Origin of the sequence: Streptomyces sp. NPDC048361, assembly GCF_040651795.1 — a bacterium.
Lineage (GTDB): Bacteria > Actinomycetota > Actinomycetes > Streptomycetales > Streptomycetaceae > Streptomyces.
In genome coordinates this window covers 38,859-57,630 of sequence record NZ_JBEZKW010000029.1, presented here as the reverse complement: position 1 = coordinate 57,630, position 18,772 = coordinate 38,859, and the positions used below count along the sequence as shown (strand labels likewise).

At 72.5% G+C, this 18,772-nt stretch carries 13 protein-coding genes; 8 read left to right on the top strand and 5 right to left on the bottom strand.

Annotated features, from left to right (window positions below; all coding sequences use genetic code 11):
- Positions 1-483 precede the first annotated feature (483 nt).
- Both AB0D31_RS18525 and AB0D31_RS18520 read left to right on the top strand, forming a co-directional pair.
- Positions 484-2,223 carry a D-aminoacylase gene (locus AB0D31_RS18525; protein WP_362723875.1) on the top strand — a complete coding sequence of 580 codons (1,740 nt, stop codon included), beginning with the start codon at positions 484-486 and terminating at the stop codon, positions 2,221-2,223.
- The gene (locus AB0D31_RS18520) at positions 2,220-3,680 is read left to right on the top strand and encodes an aldehyde dehydrogenase family protein (RefSeq protein ID WP_362723873.1); all 1,461 of its coding nucleotides are present in this window, start codon (positions 2,220-2,222) and stop codon (positions 3,678-3,680) included. The genes AB0D31_RS18525 and AB0D31_RS18520 overlap by 4 nt, the downstream gene beginning before the upstream one ends.
- A gap of 94 nt (positions 3,681-3,774) precedes the next feature.
- On the opposite strand, the gene AB0D31_RS18515 is transcribed toward AB0D31_RS18520, so the two are convergent.
- Together AB0D31_RS18515 and AB0D31_RS18510 are read right to left on the bottom strand one after the other, a co-directional pair.
- Complete coding sequence (locus tag AB0D31_RS18515) at positions 3,775-4,098, bottom strand: putative quinol monooxygenase (RefSeq protein ID WP_362723870.1); 324 nt, start codon at positions 4,096-4,098, stop codon at positions 3,775-3,777.
- Positions 4,099-4,416: 318 nt separating this feature from the next.
- Complete coding sequence (locus tag AB0D31_RS18510; protein WP_362723867.1) at positions 4,417-6,057, bottom strand: CehA/McbA family metallohydrolase; 1,641 nt, start codon at positions 6,055-6,057, stop codon at positions 4,417-4,419.
- A gap of 220 nt (positions 6,058-6,277) precedes the next feature.
- On the opposite strand from AB0D31_RS18510, the gene AB0D31_RS18505 reads away from it, so the two are divergent.
- From AB0D31_RS18505 to AB0D31_RS18485, 5 genes are all read left to right on the top strand, one after another.
- Complete coding sequence (locus tag AB0D31_RS18505; protein ID WP_362723864.1) at positions 6,278-7,108, top strand: LLM class F420-dependent oxidoreductase; 831 nt, start codon at positions 6,278-6,280, stop codon at positions 7,106-7,108.
- Between the two features lie 251 nt (positions 7,109-7,359).
- A complete protein-coding gene (locus AB0D31_RS18500) occupies positions 7,360-9,963 on the top strand; it encodes a bifunctional FO biosynthesis protein CofGH (RefSeq protein WP_362723861.1) in 2,604 nt (867 codons plus the stop codon).
- Positions 9,964-10,075: 112 nt separating this feature from the next.
- Positions 10,076-12,586: a tetratricopeptide repeat protein gene (locus AB0D31_RS18495; protein WP_362723858.1), complete on the top strand. Its 2,511-nt coding sequence runs from the start codon at positions 10,076-10,078 to the stop codon at positions 12,584-12,586.
- A gap of 229 nt (positions 12,587-12,815) precedes the next feature.
- Positions 12,816-13,934 carry an ADP-ribosylglycohydrolase family protein gene (locus AB0D31_RS18490; protein WP_362723856.1) on the top strand — a complete coding sequence of 373 codons (1,119 nt, stop codon included), beginning with the start codon at positions 12,816-12,818 and terminating at the stop codon, positions 13,932-13,934.
- An 82-nt stretch (positions 13,935-14,016) separates the two neighbouring features.
- The gene (locus AB0D31_RS18485) at positions 14,017-14,577 is read left to right on the top strand and encodes a hypothetical protein (protein ID WP_362723854.1); all 561 of its coding nucleotides are present in this window, start codon (positions 14,017-14,019) and stop codon (positions 14,575-14,577) included.
- A gap of 66 nt (positions 14,578-14,643) precedes the next feature.
- Here the strand turns inward: AB0D31_RS18485 and AB0D31_RS18480 are convergent, their stop codons facing one another.
- Positions 14,644-16,254 (bottom strand): sodium:solute symporter family protein, encoded by a 1,611-nt coding sequence (locus tag AB0D31_RS18480; protein WP_362723852.1) that lies wholly within the window; start codon positions 16,252-16,254, stop codon positions 14,644-14,646.
- Positions 16,255-16,640: 386 nt separating this feature from the next.
- Complete coding sequence (locus tag AB0D31_RS18475) at positions 16,641-17,423, bottom strand: SDR family oxidoreductase (RefSeq protein WP_362723849.1); 783 nt, start codon at positions 17,421-17,423, stop codon at positions 16,641-16,643.
- Positions 17,424-17,505: 82 nt separating this feature from the next.
- Between AB0D31_RS18475 and AB0D31_RS18470 the strand changes: the two genes are divergently transcribed.
- Positions 17,506-18,345 (top strand): hypothetical protein, encoded by an 840-nt coding sequence (locus tag AB0D31_RS18470; protein ID WP_362723847.1) that lies wholly within the window; start codon positions 17,506-17,508, stop codon positions 18,343-18,345.
- 219 nt (positions 18,346-18,564) lie between these two features.
- On the opposite strand, the gene AB0D31_RS18465 is transcribed toward AB0D31_RS18470, so the two are convergent.
- Positions 18,565-18,768 (bottom strand): DUF397 domain-containing protein, encoded by a 204-nt coding sequence (locus tag AB0D31_RS18465; protein WP_362723844.1) that lies wholly within the window; start codon positions 18,766-18,768, stop codon positions 18,565-18,567.
- Between the last annotated feature and the right edge of the window lie 4 nt (positions 18,769-18,772).

Here is an 18,772-nt window from a genome sequence, read left to right as displayed (position 1 = left end):
CGTCTTCAGGGGCGCGGGGAACTGCGCGGGTGCCCCAGCACGGTCCGCACCCGAAAGCGAACCGGGGTTGCCGGGGCTCTGCCCCAGACCCCGTTCACGCCTTGAGGGCGCTCGTCCTCAAACTCCCCCAAGGCCTCAAGGGCCAGGGGGGACCCCCATGACCGGCTGAGGATGCCGAGGCTGGGCACCCTGCCATGGGCAACCCACCTAGGGGCGCGGGGAACTGCGCGAGACGCGAGCACGGTCCGCAGACGACAGCGGGGTGGGCGCGCAAACCCGCCGCGCGGGGAGGTGGGTGGGCAACCCCGCAGACACGGGCCGGCGTCTTCCCGGATCGTCGGCTCGTCACCCGCCCCGGCCGGAGGCCCCCGCGGCACCCCCGGCCGGGGCGGGACCAGCACACCTGCGCCGGGCACCACGCAACGCCTGCGCCGGGCACCACGCAACGCCCGTACCGGAACGCCCGTACAAGAAAGGGACCCCATGCTCGACCATGTGATCAAGGGCGCCACCCTCGTGGACGGCACCGGCACCCCCGCGCGCCTCGCCGACGTCGGGATCCGGGATGGGCGGATCGCCGTCGTCGCCGGGCCGGGCGGGGTGACGGAGGCCGCGGCCACCGGCGAGGACGCCACCGGTCTCGTGCTCGCGCCCGGGTTCGTCGACCCGCACACCCACTACGACGCCCAGCTCTTCTGGGACCCGTACGCCACGCCGTCCATGAACCACGGCGTCACCACCGTCGCCGGCGGCAACTGCGGATTCACCCTCGCCCCCCTCCACCCCGACCGCCCCGAGGACGCCGACTACACCCGGCGCATGATGTCCAAGGTGGAGGGGATGTCCCTCAAGGCCCTTGAGGAAGGCGTCAGTTGGGGGTGGAGCAGCTTCAGGGAGTACCTCGACGCGCTCGACGGGCGCATCGCCGTCAACGCCGGGTTCATGGTCGGCCACTGCGCCCTGCGGCGCCATGTGATGGGTCCGGACGCGGTCGGCGGGCAACCCACCCCCGCTCAGCTCGACGCCATGGTCGCGCTGCTCCACGACGCGATGGAGACCGGCGCCTGGGGGCTCTCCACCACCCAGTCCTCGACCCACTCCGACGGCGACGGCAAACCCGTCGCGTCCCGGCACGCGCTGCCCGCCGAGCTCCTCGCGCTGAGCCGGGCCGTGGGCGAGCACGAGGGCACCCAGCTCGAAGCGATCGTCGCCGGGTGCCTCGACCAGTTCGCGGACGACGAGATCGACCTGCTGGTGGAAATGAGCGCCGTCGCGGGGCGGCCGCTGAACTGGAACGTGCTGACCATCGACGCCGCCGTACCCGAACGCGTACCGCGCCAGCTGGTACCGAGTGAGCGCGCGCGCAAGGCCGGTGGCCGGATCGTGGCGCTCACCATGCCGATCCTCACCCCCATGAACATGTCGCTCGGCACGTTCTGCGCCCTCAACCTCATCCCGGGGTGGGGGGAGATCCTCGCCCTGCCCGTCCCCGAACGCATCGACCGGCTGCGCGACGCGGACGTACGGGCCGAGATGCTGCGCCGTGCCCACAGCAAGGAAGCCGGCATTTTCCGGCGGCTCGCCACCTTCGGCCGGTACGTCATCGGCGACACCTACAGCCCCGAGAACGAGGGCCTGTCGGGGCGGGTGGTCGGGGACATCGCCGCCGAGCGCGGACTCGACCCCTTCCACTGTCTCGTCGAGATCTGCGCCAACGACCGCCTGCGTACGGTCCTTTGGCCCATGCCGACCGACAACGACCCGGCCACCTGGGCGCTGCGCCGCGAGACCTGGGAGCACGAGGACGTGCTGCTCGGCGGGTCCGACGCCGGGGCGCACCTCGACCGGATGTGCGGCGCCCCGTACACCACCCGCTTCCTCGGGGACTGTCTGCGCGGACGCAAGCTCGTCCCGCTCGAGCGGGCCGTGCAGATGCTCAGCGACGATCCCGCCCGGCTCTTCGGGCTGCGCGAGCGCGGGCGGATCGAGGAGGGGTTCCATGCCGATCTCGTCCTGTTCGACCCGGAGCGCATCGAGGCCGGGCCCGCCACTCTCGTGCACGACCTGCCGGGCGACAGCCCCCGGCTCGACTCCAAGGCGATCGGCGTCGTCTCGGTCCGGGTCAACGGTATCGAGACGCTCCGCGACGACCGGGTGACCGGCGCCGTGCCCGGCACGGTGCTCCGTTCGGGACGCGACACCAGGACGGTGAGCACCAAGTGAGCGACGACGCCCGGCAGTTGTTCATCGGCGGGGAGTGGGTGGAGCCCGACGGCGGGCACTATCCCGTACTCGATCCCGCGACCGAGGACGTGGTCGGGTACGCGCCCGAGGCCAGTCGCGATCAGGTGTACCGGGCGGCCGCCGCGGCGCGGGAGGCCTTCGGCGCCTGGTCGCGTACGCGTCCCGAGGAACGCGCCGCGATCCTGGACCGGGCCGCCGGCCTCATGCAGCGCGACTTCGCGCCCAACGCCGAGCTCGCCCGCGCCGAGACCGGCGCCACCACCGCGACGGCGCGCGGCATGCAGGTCGCGGTGGGGGTCTCCCGGTTCCGGCGATATGCGAAGGGCGCCCTGGAGCCGGTGGAGCAGGCGCTCGTGCCGCAGGTCAACGAGGCCGGGCCGATGGGGCGCGCGGGGGTGTTCGGCGCGCTCGCGGTGCGGCAGCCGGTCGGGGTGGTCACCTGCGTCACCTCGTACAACAACCCGTGGGCCAACCCCGCGGGCAAGGTGGCGCCGGCGCTCGCGATGGGCAACACGGTCGTGGTGAAGCCCGCCCCGCAGGACCCGCTGTCGGTGTTCAGGATGGCCGAGGCGCTGGAGGAGGCGGGGGTACCGCGCGGGGTCGTGAACGTGGTCACCGGGTCCGCGCCGGCGGTCGGCGAGGCGGCCGTCGACTCTCCCGACGTCGACATGGTCTCCTTCACCGGCTCCACCGCCGTGGGGCAGCGGATCGCCGAGGTGTGCGGGCGCCATATGAAACGGCAGCTGATGGAGCTGGGCGGCAAGGGCGCCGCGATCGTCTTCGACGACGCCGACCTCGCATCGGCGGTCGCGGGCATCGGCACCACCTTCTCCTTCTACAGCGGGCAGATCTGCACCGCGCCCACCCGCGTTCTCGTGCAGCGCGGTATCCACGACCAGCTGGTCGAGCAGCTCGCGGCGTACGCGGGGTTCCTGAAGGTCGGTGACCCCTCGGCCCGTGACACGGTGGTCGGACCGGTGATCTCGGCCGCCCACCGGGACCGGGTGGAGTCCTATGTGGAGCTGGGGCGGAAGGAGGGGGCGAGCATCGTCGCGGGCGGTGAACGCCCACCACTCGACCGCGGTTTCTATGTGGCCCCCACCCTCCTCGCGGAGTGCACCAACGCCATGCGGGTGGCCCGCGAGGAGATCTTCGGCCCGGTCGTCGTGGTCATCCCCTTCGACGACGAGGAGGAGGGCGTCGCGCTGGCCAACGACAGCGAGTACGGCCTGCTCGACTACGTGTGGTCCGGGGACGTGGCCCGTGCCTTCCGGGTCGCGCGGCGGCTGCGCGCCGGCGGGGTCGGGGTGAACACGATCGGCCGCAACATGGAGGCGCCGTTCGGCGGGTTCAAGAAGAGCGGGGTGGGCCGGGACGTCGGCTCGTACGCGCTGCACGCGTACAGCGAACTCCAGTCGATCGTCTGGCCCGGCTGACCGCCCGACTGGCCCGGCTGACCGTCCGAATCGGCTATGGGGGCCGCCATCCCGCTACTTGGGCTGGGGCTCGGCTACATGGTCCGGGGCTCGGCTACTTGGGCTGGAGCTCGGCCATCTTGTTCCAGCCCTGGCCGGGCACCTCGACGTTGATGATGTCCGGGGTGGCGGCGATGTATCCGGCCATCGTCTCCATCCCGGCGCGGAAGTGGTCGGAGTCGACGTGGGCCGCACCGGCGGCGGAGTCGGCGAAGGCTTCGAGCAGCGTGTACTGGGTGGGGTCGTCCACACTGCGCGACCAGTCGTAGAACAGGTTGCCCGGCTCGGCGCGGGTGGCGGTGGTGAAGTCGTCGACGATGGTGAGCCAGTTGTCGGCGTGCTCGGGACGGACGGTGAACCTGACGGCGATGAAGATCATGCCTCTAACTGTGCCAGGCCCACCCGGTCTCCGCGAAACCGGCCATACCGGGCACCGGCCGCCCGCAGGCCGCCCCGAGCCGGGCCGGTCAGTCGCGGGCGAAGTCGTCGGTCTGGAGGATCAGGTCCACGACGGTTCCTTCGAGGTCGATGGGGGCGCCGAAGTCGAGCGTGAGCTCGTCGCTCTGGTTGGCCATCCTGATCCTGTCGCCGACAGCAGTCACTGTGGCACCCCTCCCCGCCGCGTGTGTGGTCACAGGCAGCCGCGCAGTACAACGATACGCACGGACACCACGTCACGCCGGGCGTCGGGGCGGTCTCAGTCGCCCAGGAACACCGGGTTGGTGAGGGCCGCCATCGGGCCCGGGAAGGCCGGGCTGGTGGGGGCGTGGCGGACCTCCGCGCGGATGTAGGCGGCGTTGGCCGGCGTCGTCTGCCAGGTGGCCGTGCCGCTGTCCGACGCGGGGAGGGCGACGGTGTGCAGGGTGCCCTGGTCGGTGACGAAGCACACCGTGCAGCCGGGAGCGCCGGTCACCTCCAGGTGGGCGGTGACCAGCTCGTCGGGTGCGGCCCGCAGACGGTCGCCGATGCCCGCGTGGCCGCCCCGGGCGCCCGAGACGCCGAAGGACAGGGAGACCGCCGCCGACTCCGCGACGTAGGAGTGCCCTGCTTTCAGGCCCGCCTGGATCGCCCGCGTCGTCAGGTCGTCGGCCAGCACCACCGTTTGAGGGCCGCCGACGCGGTCCGGGTCGCGGTGGGCGTCGCTGTTGCCCATCGCGGGCAGCCACGCGCGCCCGGAACGCGCCGCAATCACAAGGGAGTTGTCCCATTCGAGGAGGGCCACCTCGTCGTCCGGGGTGTACGGGCCGTTCCACACCTCCACCGCGTCCGCGTCGCCGAACCCGAACTTCCAGCTGCAGCCGACGCACGTGGCGTGCGGGTGGGCCGGGACCACGAGGCCGCCCGCCGCGCGGACCTCGCGCGCGAAGTGGCCGAAACGGTTGTCCCGGGCCCGGTAGCGCCAGTCGATGAAGTGTCCGGGCTCGGTGCCGAGGGCGACGACATGGCCGTTGCGGGTGGTGATCTCCTCACCCGTCATGATCAGCAGGTCGTCGCCCCACAGGCCCTGCCAGGCCCGGTGCCCCGACGACGTGTTGTGCTCGGAGGTGTTGATGAAGTCGAGCCCCGCCGCACGGGCGTGCGCCGCGATCTGGGCCGGGGTGCGGCCGCCGTCGGAGTGCACCGAGTGCAGATGGCAGTCGCCCCGGTACCATCCCCGGCCCCGGCCCTTGGCGCGCGGCGGCGGATAGACCGGCGCGGGGGTGGTGCCGGGCTCGCCGTACTTCAGCGTGACCGTCACCGTGTACGGCAGGCCCTGCGGGGCGACCGTGTACGGGCCGAGCGCGATGTGCCAGGTCCCGGCGCGCACCGGTCCGCGCAGATAGCCCGGGGTCGCGTCGTCGGCGCGCAGGAAGAACTCCGTGCGCGCCCCGCCCGACCAGCCTCTGAACCCGGCCCCGCCGAGCGCCGTGCCGCGCTCGTCGAAGATGCCGATGTCGAGCGCGTTGTTCTGCGTGCCGGGCGGCACGCTCGCCTTCTGGTACGCGTACGAGACCATCAACTCCCGTACGCCTCGCGGCACTTCGACGGGCAGGTATACGAAGTCGGGGGCGCCGGGCGGCAGCGTGCCGCGCACCACTCTGGTCTCATCGGGGCGGGTGGAGCCGGGCCTGGCGCCGGGGGCCGCGTTCGCGAAGCTCACGGTTCCCAGGGTGAGTGCGGTGGCCGCGCCCGTCGCGATGAGGCTTCGCCTGCCGATGGGGGCGGATCCGTGCTGGCTGTGCTGGCCGTGCCGTTCGCGCTGGTCGCGCCGACCCTGCCGGTCATGCTGACCCTGCTGGTCGTACGGTCCCTGCTGGTCGTACGGCCCGTGCTGGTCGTGCGGTCCGTTCTCGGTCATGAGCTGGGCTCCCCTGAGTCGGAAGGGCGGGAGGGCGGTGCTGCCCCTCCCGGACGCGCCTGCCCACTGTCGTACCCGCGTGTGAACAAGGGGAGTCGGAGAGTTGAGGGGTGGTGTCCGATTCCGGGCGGGGCCGCGTGGCCCGGGAGCGTCTCTTGCGGTTGGGCGGCGCCGGGGATAGGAAGTGACCCGGACTCCAGACCGACCGGAAGGTATGCCGATGCGCATCGCCGCCACCATCTTCCTCACCGACCAGACGATCACCCCCGTACGCCTGGCGCGCGAGCTGGAGGAGCGCGGGTTCTCCGGGCTCTACCTGCCCGAGCACACCCATATCCCGGTGGAGCGGGTCACCCCCTATCCGGCCGGCGGGGAGCTGCCGCCGGAGTATGGACGCACCCTCGACCCGTTCGTGGCGCTCGGCCAGGCCGCGGCGGTCACCGAGCGGCTCCAGCTGGGCACCGGGATCACCCTGGTCGCGCAGCACGACCCGATCGACCTCGCCAAGCAGGTCGCGACCCTCGACCACCTCTCCGGCGGGCGCTTCACGCTCGGACTCGGCTTCGGCTGGAACAAGGAGGAGGCGGCCGATCACGGTGTCGCGTGGGCGAACCGGCGCGACCTAGTGCGGGACCGGATGGGGCTGATGCGCGCGCTGTGGGCGGCCGAACCCATCGCCTACGACGGGGAGTTCGGGTCGGTCAGGGCCTCGTACGCGTATCCCAAGCCGGTACGCGACGGGGCGCCGCGGATCCTCGTCGGCGGGGCGGCGGGGCCGAAGCTGTTCGCACACATCGCGGAGTACGCGGACGGGTGGATGCCGATCGGGGGGCGCGGGCTGGCCGACTCCCTGCCGGTGCTGCGGAGGGTGTGGGAGGAGGCGGGGCGGGCGCCGGGTGACCTCCAGGTCGTGCCGTACGCGGTGGTGCCGGGGGCGGGGAAGCTGGGGCGGTATGCGGAGTTGGGGGTCGAGGAGGTTGTGGTGCAGTTGCCTTCGGCGGGGGAGGGTGGGGTGGCGGCGGCCCTCGACGAATACGCCCAGTTCCTCTAGGGCCCCTGGGGCTCCGCCCCAGGGGCCGGTTCGCGCCTTGAGGGCGCTCGTCCGCAATCTCCCCCGAGGCCTTAAGGGCCAGGGGGGACCCCCATGACAGGCTGGGGTGGCCTGAACTGGGCATGCCGCCCAGATGGCAGGGGGGACCCCCATGACGGACTGAGGATGCCGATGCTGGGCGCCCTGCCGAGGTCAGCCCCGACGGGGGCGCGGGGAGCTGCGCAGCTGGGGGGCGCTCGTATCCTCGGAGGATGACTTCCAGCGCGCAGCCCCCCACCCCGCACACCCCCGGCGCACCGACCGCCAACGCGATGCGACGCGCGCTGAAGCGCGCCAGGGACGGGGTCGCGCTCGACGTCGTCGAGGCCGCCGTGCTGCTGCAGGCACGCGGCGCCGACCTCGACGACCTCACCGCGTCCGCCGCCCGGGTCCGCGACGCCGGCCTCGCGGCGGCCGGCCGGCCCGGAGTGATCACGTACTCCAAGAGCGTCTTCATCCCGCTCACCCGGCTGTGCCGGGACACCTGCCACTACTGCACCTTCGTCACCGTGCCCGGCAAGCTCCGCCGGGCCGGCCACGGGATGTTCATGTCACCCGACGAAGTGCTCGACGTCGCCCGCCGCGGGGCCGAACTGGGCTGCAAAGAAGCCCTGATCACCCTCGGTGACAAGCCCGAGGACCGCTGGCCCGAAGCGCGCGAATGGCTCGACGCGCACGGGTACGACGACACCATCGCCTATGTGCGCGCCATGTCCATCCGGATCCTGGAGGAGACCGGGCTGCTCCCGCACCTCAACCCCGGAGTCCTTTCCTGGACCGACTTCCAGCGGCTCAAGCCCGTCGCGCCCTCCATGGGCATGATGCTGGAGACCACCGCGACCCGCCTGTGGTCCGAGCCCGGCGGCCCCCACTACGGCTCCCCCGACAAGGAACCCGCCGTACGGCTGCGGGTGTTGGAGGACGCGGGGCGCTCCTCGGTGCCCTTCACCAGCGGGCTGCTCATCGGCATCGGCGAGACGTATGAGGAGCGCGCCGACTCGCTGTTCGCGCTGCGCCGCGTGGCACGCGCCTACCACGGCATCCAGGAGCTGATCATCCAGAACTTCCGCGCCAAGCCGGACACGGCGATGCGCGGCATGCCCGACGCCGAGCTCGACGACCTGGTCGCGACGGTCGCCGTCGCCCGGCACATCATGGGCCCGGCCGCTTGCCTCCAGGCGCCGCCCAACCTGGTGGCGGGGGAGTACGGCCGGCTGATCGGCGCGGGCATCGACGACTGGGGCGGGGTCTCGCCGGTCACCATCGACCACGTCAACCCCGAGCGCCCCTGGCCGCGGATCGAGGAGCTCGCCGAGAAGTCGGGCACCGCCGGGTTCTCGCTGCGGGAACGGCTGTGCATCTACCCGGAGTTCGTGCGGCGCGGCGAGCCGTGGCTCGACCCCCGGCTGCTGCCGCACGTGCGCGCACTCGCCGACCCGGAGACGGGCCTGGCGAACGAGGCGGCCCAGGTGCGCGGTCTGCCCTGGCAGGAGCCCGACGAGGGCTTCACCGCGAGCGGCCGCACCGATCTGCACCACACCATCGACACCGAGGGCCGCACCGGCGACCGCCGCGACGACTTCGACTCCGTGTACGGGGACTGGGCGGAGCTGCGCGAGGCCGCCGCACCCGGCATGGTGCCGTCGCGCATCGACGCCGACGTACGCCAGGCGCTGGCGACGGCCGCCGACGACCCGACCCGGCTCACCGACGACGAGGCGCTCGCGCTGCTGCACGCGGACGGCGAGGCCCTCGACGCGCTGTGCCGGGTCGCGGACGACGTCCGCAAGTCGATGGTGGGCGACGACGTCACGTACATCGTCACGCGCAACATCAACTTCACCAACGTCTGCTACACCGGCTGCCGCTTCTGCGCCTTCGCACAACGCCGCACGGACGCGGACGCATACACCCTGTCGCTGTCCCAGGTGGCTGATCGGGCTCAACAGGCCTGGGACGTCGGGGCCGTCGAGGTCTGCATGCAGGGCGGTATCCACCCCGACCTGCCGGGCACGGCGTACTTCGACATCGCGCGCGCCGTGAAGGAGCGGGTGCCGGGGATGCACGTCCACGCGTTCTCGCCGATGGAAGTGGTGAACGGCGCGACCCGCACCGGCCTGTCCATCCGCGAGTGGCTGACCGAGGCGAAGGCGGCCGGGCTCGACTCGATCCCGGGCACGGCGGCGGAGATCCTCGACGACGAGGTCCGCTGGATCCTCACCAAGGGCAAGCTGCCGACGGCGACCTGGATCGAGGTGATCAAGACCGCCCACGAGCTGGGCATCCGTTCCTCGTCCACGATGATGTACGGGCATGTCGACCAGCCCCGCCACTGGCTGGGCCACCTTCGTACGCTGGCCGGGATCCAGCAGGAGACCGGCGGCTTCACGGAGTTCGTGACCCTGCCGTTCATCCACACCAACGCGCCGGTGTACTTGGCGGGAATCGCGCGGCCGGGGCCCACGGCCCGAGACAACCGGGCGGTCACGGCCATGGCCCGCCTCCTGCTCCACCCGCACATCCCCAACATCCAGACCAGCTGGGTGAAGCTGGGGCAGGAAGGGGCGGCCGAGATGCTGCGCTCGGGCGCGAACGACCTGGGCGGCACGCTGATGGAGGAGACCATCTCCCGTATGGCTGGGTCGAGTTATGGCTCGTATCGGTCCATCAAGGATCTGGTGGCGATCGCGGAGTCCGCAGGGCGTCCGTCTCGTGCGCGCACGACGCTCTACGGGGAGGTGCCGGCGGAGCGGGTCACCGCGGCCCACGCCTCGGACGGGCATCTGCCGCAGTTGCTGCCGGTGGTGGGGGACTGAGGGCCGGGGGCCCGCCGCGCGCCGAGGTGTTCTGGCGGGCCCGATAGGGTCGGAGGCGGGGGAGTGACGCGCTCACCGCTCATGGGGAGGGGCAAGGGTCGTGCGGCCTTCGATGCAGGAGCTCATCCGGCGCCGCAAGCGGGCCGGCTTCGTGGGGCGGCGGGCCGAACTCGCCGTGTACCGGCGCAACTTCGATCTGCCGGTCGAGGACGAGCGGCACCGCTTCGTCTTCCGGGTGCACGGTGACGCCGGGGTCGGAAAGACCTCACTGGTACGGGAGTTGGAGCAGGCGGCACGCGAGCGTGGTGCGCTGGCCGCCACCCTGGACGAGGGCGCCGACAGCGTCCCGGAGGTACTCGGGGCGATCAGCGAGGCGTTCGCCCGGCAGGGGTGGCCGCTCAAGGCGCTCGACCGGATCCTCGCCACGTACCGCAGGCGCCGGCACGAGGCGGAGGCGGGGGGCGCCGACACCGGGGCGGGCCCGTCGGCGGGGGCGCTCGTCACGGCACGGGCGGGCCTCGCCGGCATCGGGCTCGTGCCGGGCGCCTCCCTGGTGACCGCGGCCCTCGACCCCGTCGAACTCGCCGAAGGCGCCGACCGATTGCGGGGTGCGCTGAGCGCGCGCCTGGGGCGTCAGGAGGATGTGCAGCTCGTCCTCGATCCGCTGCGCGTGCTCACCCCCGTCTTCGTCGAGGAGCTGGCCCGGGTGGCGGCCCAGGTTCCGTGGGTGGCGCTCTTCTTCGACACCTACGAACGCACCGGTGCCTTCCTCGACGGCTGGCTGCGCGACCTCGTCACCACCGACCGCTACGGCGCGCTCCCCGCCACCACCGTGCTCACCCTGTCCGGCCAGGGCCGCCCCGACCCGCTGGCCTGGCCCGCCGCCGCGGACTACGTCGCCGAGCTGCCCCTGGAACCCTTCACCGAGGACGAGGCCCGCCAACTGCTCGCCACCAAGGGGGTGGTCGACGAGGAGGTCGTGCGGGACGTACTGCGCCTGTCCGGCCGTCTCCCGGTGCTGGTCAGCACCCTGGCCGGCGCGCGGCCCGCGACCCCGGCCGACATCGGCGACCCGAGCGCCACCGCGGTCGAGCGGTTCCTGAAGTGGGAGCCCGACCCGGTGCGCAGGAGCGCCGCGCTCGAAGGCGCGTTGCCACGGCGGCTCGACGAGGACGTCTTCCGCGCGGCGGTGACCGGCGACGCGGCCGGGCTCTTCGGCTGGCTGCGGTCCCTGCCGTTCGTACGGGACCAGGGCGGCCGGATCAAGTACCACGACGTCGTCCGCGCCCCCATGCTGCGCCTCCAGCGCACCGCGTCGCCGCAGCGCTGGCGCGCCGGGCACGAGCGGCTCGCCGCGTGGTACGCCCACGAGGTGGCCGCCGCCGGCAGCGAGGGGCGCTGGCGCGACGAGGCGTGGCGCGAGCCCCGGCTCGAAGAGCTGTACCACCGGTTGTGCGCCGACCCGGCGGGCGCGTTCGGGCAGGTGCTGCGCGACGGCATCGAGGCGTGCCGCCAGGGCACGGTCACCGCGGGCCACTGGGCGCGGATGGTCGCCGAGGCGGGCGAGGACGCCCACCGCGAGCCGCTGCGCAAGTGGGGCGCGGCCTGCCTCGCCGCGCTCACCGCCGAGCATCGCCACGGCGTCGACGTGCTCGGCATGATGCTGGCCCGCCCCGAACTCACCGACGCGGACCGGGTCGCCGTGTACGTCGCCCGCGCCTGGGGCTACTTCAGGGCCGAGGCGTACGAGGAGTGTCTCGCGGACCACCGGCGGGCGCTCACCCTGGACGCGTCCTGCGCGGACGCCCATCACGGGCGGGCCGTCGCACACCGCGCCGTCGGCGACTACGCGGCGGCCCTGGTCGACCTCGACCTGCTCGAAGCGCTGGAGCCCGGCCGGCCCCGCGCGCCGCGCGAACGCGGCGAGACCCACCGGCGCGCCGGCCGCTACGCCGACGCGGTCACCGAACTCGACCGGGCCTTCACGCTCGGCCCCGGCGACGCCCTCATCCTGGGCAGCAGAGGCCAGGCGAAAGCCCAACTCGGGCGCACAGCAGAGGCGTTGGACGACTTCGACCGGGCGCTGCTCATCGACCCGGACTACGGCTGGGCGCTGGTGCGCCGGGCCCATGTGCGGGGTCTGCTCGGCGACACGGCGGGCGCGCTCGGTGACCTCGACCGCGCCGAGCGGCTCTCGCCGTCGTGGGCCTGGGTCCTGGGCGAGCGCGGCGACGTGTACCGGTTCGCGGGCCGTTACGAGGAGGCGGTCGCCGCGTACGGGCGGGCGCTCGCGCTCGATCCCGGGTACGCGTGGGCGCTGGGCAGCCGGGCGGTGGCCCTCGCCGAACTGGGCCGCGCGGGCGAGGCGCTGGCCGACCTGGACCGCGCGGTGGCGATGGTGCCGGGCTATGTATGGGCGTACGAGCAGCGCGCGCGGCTGCACCGGGCCGCCGGCCGTGAGGAGCCGGCCCTCGCGGACCTGGCGCGCGCGGCCCACCTGCGGGCGGCCGGCGAGGGGGCGGCACGGGGCATACCGCCCGGCCCGTTCCCGGCCGACGAGGACGACCCCGCCTACCCGGGCACCCCGCCGGGGCCGGGGCCGGGGCCCGCGGTCCAGGGTTGAGTGCCCGGCCCGGGCGGAGGACACGATCCGGGGCTGAGGGTGCCCCCCGGGGGCTGAGTGCCCGGCCCGGGCGGAGGGCACGATCCGGGGCTGAGGGTGCCCCCGGGGCGGAGTGCCCGGCCCGGGGCTGAGGGCGCGCCCCGGGCCCGCCCGGAAGGACCGGGCGTGTACAGGACCGGTCAATCTGCCCTCTTAAACGGGCGCATCCGTTCAGGTACCGTGCTGCCGCATGAGCGCAGCCGCATCCGCACCCATATGGGGCCGGGCCGAACAGCAGGACTTCCGTAGCCGCGTACGGGGTTGCCTGCTGGGCGGGGCGATCGGCGACACCCTGGGCGCCGGCGTCGCCGGGCTGGCGCTGAGCGAGATCCGCGAGCGTCACGGCCCGGACGCCCTCGACGACCTCGTACCGGTGCACGGCCGCGCGGGCGCCGTGACCGCGGCCACCCAGCTCACCCTGTTCACCGTCGACGGGCTCATACGCGCCCAGGTCCGCCGCGACACCGGCGCCTGGCACCCGCCCACCGATGTGCACCGCGCGCACCTGCGCTGGGCCGCCACACAGCGCGACTGGGGCCCCGACGAGCGCCGCGAGGACAACGGCTGGCTCGCCCGCCAGGAGTGGCTCTACGCCCGCCGCGACCCCGCCAAGACCTGCCTCGTGGGGCTCGGCGACGACATCATGGGCACCCTGGAGCAGCCGAAGAACCCGGCCGCCGACGACCCGGCCGCGCTCACCCGGTCCGCGCCGTTCGGCCTCCTCGTGGGCTGGGAGCCGCAGCTGGTGCTGCAACTCGCCGTGGAGTGCGCGGCGCAGACCCACGGCGACCCGGCCGCCTACCTCGCGGCGGGCGCGCTCGCCGTCATCGTGCACGGGCTCGCCCGGGGCGAGTCCATGGACGGCGCCGTCCAGCGGGCCCTCGCGCAGCTCGCCGTACGCCCCGGGCACCAGCGGGTCACGGAGGCGCTCCAGCACGCGCTCGGCGCCGTACGCCAGGGCATGCCGAGCCCGGCCCTCGTCGCCACCCTCGGCGCCGGGCACACCGCCCCCGAGGCGCTCGCGATCGGCGTGTACTGCGCCCTGGTCGGCGAGGACATCCGGCACGGGCTCCTGCTCGCCGTCAACCACGACGGGCCCTCGGACGCCACCGGCACCGTCTGCGGAAGCCTGCTCGGCGCGATGCACGGCGAGACCGCGCTGCCCCCCGCCTGGCTGGCCCAACTGGAGGGTCGCGCCACGGTACTTGAGCTCGCCGACGACTTCGCGATGGAGATGACCCAGGGGCCCGCGCTGCACGGCCCGGCCGTCAACACGGCGGGGTGGCTGCTCCGCTACCCGAGGGGCTGAAACCACTCGTGCGAGCGAAGGATCGGCTCCGGCGCCGCGTGTCACTCGCGCACGCGCGCGGGCGTTCGCCAGGGTCGTCGCCATGACCCCCCTTCCCACCGCCCGTATCCCGCACGGCCGCCGCACCCCGTCGGCCCGCTGGTTCACGGCACCGCTGGTGGCCCTCGCCCTGCTCGGCTCCGGTGCCGGCGCCTCCTCCGCCGCAGTGCCGGCCGACGACGCCGATCACCAGAGTTACGTACAGAGCGAGACCGTGCCCGCTCTCGCCGACCCCGCGGCTCGCGAGGACGAACTCCCGCCGTACGACGCCGGAGAGGCCCAGCAGGCCGTCGACGACATGGTGATGGACGAGGAGGCGGACGACGCGAAGGGGGCGGGGCGGCACTGCCCGCCGTCCGAGGACGACAGCAAGGACGGCTACGGGCAGCAGGACGGCTACGGGCAGCAGGACGGCCACGAGTGGCAGGACCGCTACGGGTGGCAGGGCGGATACGAGCAGCAGGACGGGTACGACCGGCAGGACCGGTACGACCGCTGGGGCCCGCACCGCGACGAGGCCTACCCGGCCGAGAGCGGCGGCGGCGACGGCCAGGACGCCCCCGCGCCGCGCCGGAACGACGACGATCCGGAGATCGTCGGCTGACGCGCCCGTCATTCGGCCGTTGCGCCCCTCAGTCGGCTGTCGTGCCCGTCAGCCGGCCGTCGCCCCTCAGTCGGTCATCGCCACCTTCGGGTCCCCGCCCTCGGGCTGTGCCGCGACCTTCGCGTCCCCGCTCTCGGGCTGTACCGGTACGGCCGCCGTCGCTCCGTTCGCCGAACCCGGCCCACCCGCATCGGAGTTGATCCGCGCGAGCAGCGCGTCCCGCTCCGGGGTGTCCTCCGGCTTGACCAGGCCGATCACGACGTACAGGACGAGTGAGATCACGAGCGGCACCGACACCTGCCACTGCAAGGCCACGCCCGTCTTCTGCGAGCCGTCCAGGTCGTAGTTGACGAAGAAGAACGCGAGCAGCCCGGCCGCCCAGCTGGTGAGCGCCGCCGTCGGGCCGGACCGGCGGAACGGCCTCAGCATGCCCAGCATGAACGGGATCGCGATCGGCCCCATGAGCCCCGCCACCCACTTGATCACCACGGTGATGATGTCCTTGAACGTGGGCGAGCTGACCTGCGTCGCGATCGTCATCGACAGGCCGAGGAAGACGAGCGTCGACAAGCGGGCAGCGACCAGACCCGCGCGCGCGTTCCAGGCGCGGGCCGACTTCGACAGGACCGGCATGATGTCCCGGGTGAAGACGGCCGAGATGGCGTTGGCGTCCGACGAGCACATGGCCATGGTGTGCGAGAAGAAGCCGACGACGACCAGGCCGAGCATGCCGTGCGGCAGCAGTGTCTCGGTCATCAGGGCGTAACTGTCCGAGCCGTCGGGCTTGTTGGCGCGGACGAGGAGCGGCGCGCACCACATGGGGAAGAAGAGCACGGTGGGCCACACCGCCCACAGGATCGCGGACAGCCAGGCCGAACGGGACGCCGAGCGCGCGGAGTCGGTGGCCATGTAGCGCTGGGCCTGGTTCCACATGCCGCCGTTGTACTCGAAGGTCTTGATGAACAGGAACGCCATCAGGAACGTGACGGTGTACGGGCCCGCGGTGGGGTCGGCGTGGTCGGCGGGCAGCTTGTCCCAGACCGTCCACAGCGTGGAGAAGCCGTCCAGTTTGCCCATGACGGCGATCAGCATGGCGAGCCCGGCGAACAACTGGATGATGAACTGGCCGAGTTCGGTGAGCGCGTCCGCCCACAGGCCGCCGACCGTGCAGTAGATCGCGGTGATGCACCCGGTGATGAAGATGCCCTGGGTGATCGTGATACCGGTGAAGACCGACAACAAGGTGGCGATCGCAGCCCACTTGGCGCCCACGTCGACGATCTTCAGCAGCAGCCCGGACCAGGCGAGGGCCTGCTGTGTGGAGACGTTGTAGCGGTTCTTGAGGTATTCGAGCGGCGAGGCCACGTGGAGTCGGGACCGCAGCCGGTTGAGGCGGGGCGCGAAGAGTCTGGCTCCGATGCCGATGCCGACCGCGATGGGGAAGGACCATGTCACGAACGACGTGACGCCGTACCGGTAGGCGATACCGGCGTATCCGGTGAACATCACCGCGCTGTAGCCCGACATGTGGTGCGAGATGCCGGAGAGCCACCACGGCATGCGGCCGCCAGCGGTGAAGAAGTCGGAGACGTCGTCGACCCGTTTGTGGGACCAGATGCCGATCGCGACCATCACACCGAAGTAGCCGATGAGCACGGCCCAGTCGAGACTGTTCATGTGCCCCCTCCCAGGGGTCCGCCTTGTGAACGTCGCTGTACGACGCCTGTGAACTCGGATGCTCTTCGTCAGCGCGTCCGGCTCAGCGGGCCCCGTGCGGGAGCGGGGACTTGGAGGATTGAACCTCTTGGCGCAGGGAGTGGTCAAGACATCTGGCGGTCATGGATATGAACACCGATCAGGAAGTAGAACGAATTTACTTCGCCTTTGCCTCGGGGGTGTTGTCGTGTGCGTGACGGGGGCCACACGATGAGCGGGCACTTCGTCAGGCTCCGCCCGTCAGGGCACGGGCGCGCGTACCGAAACGAACGACCGCACGGGATGCGGGTCCCGTGCGGTCGAGGAACTGAGGATCAACGTCCTTCCATGGAGGGGCGATTGAGGCGCTACCTCATCAGCTCACCGGCGTTCACAAGGAGCGACTGGCCGGTGATCGCGCGGGCCCTGTCGGAGGCCAGGAAGACCGCGGCGTCGGCCACATCGCCGTCCGTCGCCAGCTCCGGCAGCGCCATCCGCTCCGTGAGCCGGCCGAGCACCTCCTCCTCGGGCACGCCCTCGGTGTGCGCGGTGAACTGGACGTACGCCTGCACCGGCGGCCCCCACATCCACCCCGGAAGCACCGTGTTGACCCGGATGCGGTCGGGCCCGAGCTCCCTCGCCATCGAGTACATCGCCGAGGTCAGCGCGCCCTTCGACGCCGCATACGCCGCCTGCCACACCTGGGAGGGCGCCGCCACCGATGACTGCGTACCGATGACGACGACGGAGCCGCCGTGTGCCTTGAGCGCCGGCAGGCAGGCCCGGGTCATGCGCAGGGTGCCGAGCAGGTTCACGTCGATGACCTGTTGCCAGGTGGTGAAGTCCGCGTCCTGGAGGCCGCCGAAGTAACTGTCCCAGGCCGCCACGTGCACCACCGCGTCGATGGCGCCGAACCGCTCCACGGCGAGCGCGGCCAGCGCCTCGCACTGGGTCTCGTCGGTGATGTCGGTCGGCAGATGGGCGGTGCGGGCGCCGTCCGGGTCGATCTCGGCCGCGGACTTCGCGAGGTTGGCCGCGGTGCGCGCGCCGAGCACCGCGTTGCCGCCGTCGCGCACGACGGCCGCCGCGACCTGGTGCCCGAGCCCGGCCCCGACCCCGGAGACGATGACGGTCTTCCCACTCAGCAACATCCGGTCGCCTCCAGGCACTGGCACATTTTCTGACGGAGCGTCAGAGTAAGCCGCGTCCGGTGACGGAGGGAAGGGAAGCGGCATGAGCGAGGACACACGGCCCGAGGCGTACGCGGAGCTGGCGTCGGTGGGGCCCTACGGGGTGCGGCCGGGACATGCGCTGATCACCATGGTGGAGCCGCACCCGGGCCATGAGTACGCGTACAACCGCTGGTACGAGGACGACCACTACTACGCCGGCGCGATGGCCATGCCCTGGATGTTCTCCGGGCGGCGCTGGGTGGCGACCCGCGAACTCCAGGAGCTGCGCTACCCGGAGAAGTCCGCGATCGCCCAGCCGGTCGGCGCCGGGTGCTACCTCTCCACGTACTGGATCACCGACGGGCGCTACGACGAGCACATGAAGTGGACCGTCGGCATCAACAAGCGCCTCAATCGCGACGGCCGGGTCTACCAGGACCGTACCCATGTCTTCACCGCCTTCCAGGACCATGCGGCCACTGTCTACCGCGACGGTGCGGCCGGCCCCCGCGACTACCATGCGCTCGACCACCCGTACGCGGGGCTGGTCCTGGAAGTCGTCGATGCCGAAAGCCCGGCTGCGCGGGCGGAGTTGCTGGAGTGGCTGCGCTCGCGCCATCTGCCCCGGCGCCTTCCCGGGGGGCCGGCCGCCATGGTGACGGTCTTCGCGCCGACGCCGCTGCCGGGCGACCGTATGTCGTACGTGAAGCAGGTCGAGGGCGTCGGCACCCGGCTCACCCTGCTCTGGTTCCTGGAGCGTGACCCGAGGGAGGTGTGGGCCGATCACTTCACCGGGCTCGATGAGGCGATCGCCGAAACGGGTCTGGGGCGGCTGGAGTTGGCGGCGCCGTTCATCCCCACTGTCCCGGGCACCGACCGCTATGTGGACGAGCTGCGGTGACCGGCTGTTCGACGGGCTGCGGTGGCCGGCCGGGAGGCAGCCGTCCGCGCGCGACGGGCGCGGGCAGGGCGGCGGGCGGGGTGGCAGGCCCGCGGGCAGGGTGGCGCGGGCAGGAGGGCCGGGGGCCGCGGGCATGGCCGAGCCCCCTCGGCCGGGACGGCGGGCCAGTCGAGAGGGCTCTTGTCGGTAATGCGGGTATCACGATGACGGTTGGCGTGGTCAGCTGAGGGAATCCCGGGTCACCTCGGCCACGAACGCGTTCCACGCGCCGGGGGCGAAGGAGATCGAGGGGCCCTCGCAGACCTTGGAGTCCCGCACAGCGATGGATTCCATCACGGGGGACTTGACCTCAACGCATGCGCCGTTTCCGGTGGAGTACGAGGACTTGGTCCAGGTGTCCGTGGCGCCCTGAAGAATTGCCATGTTC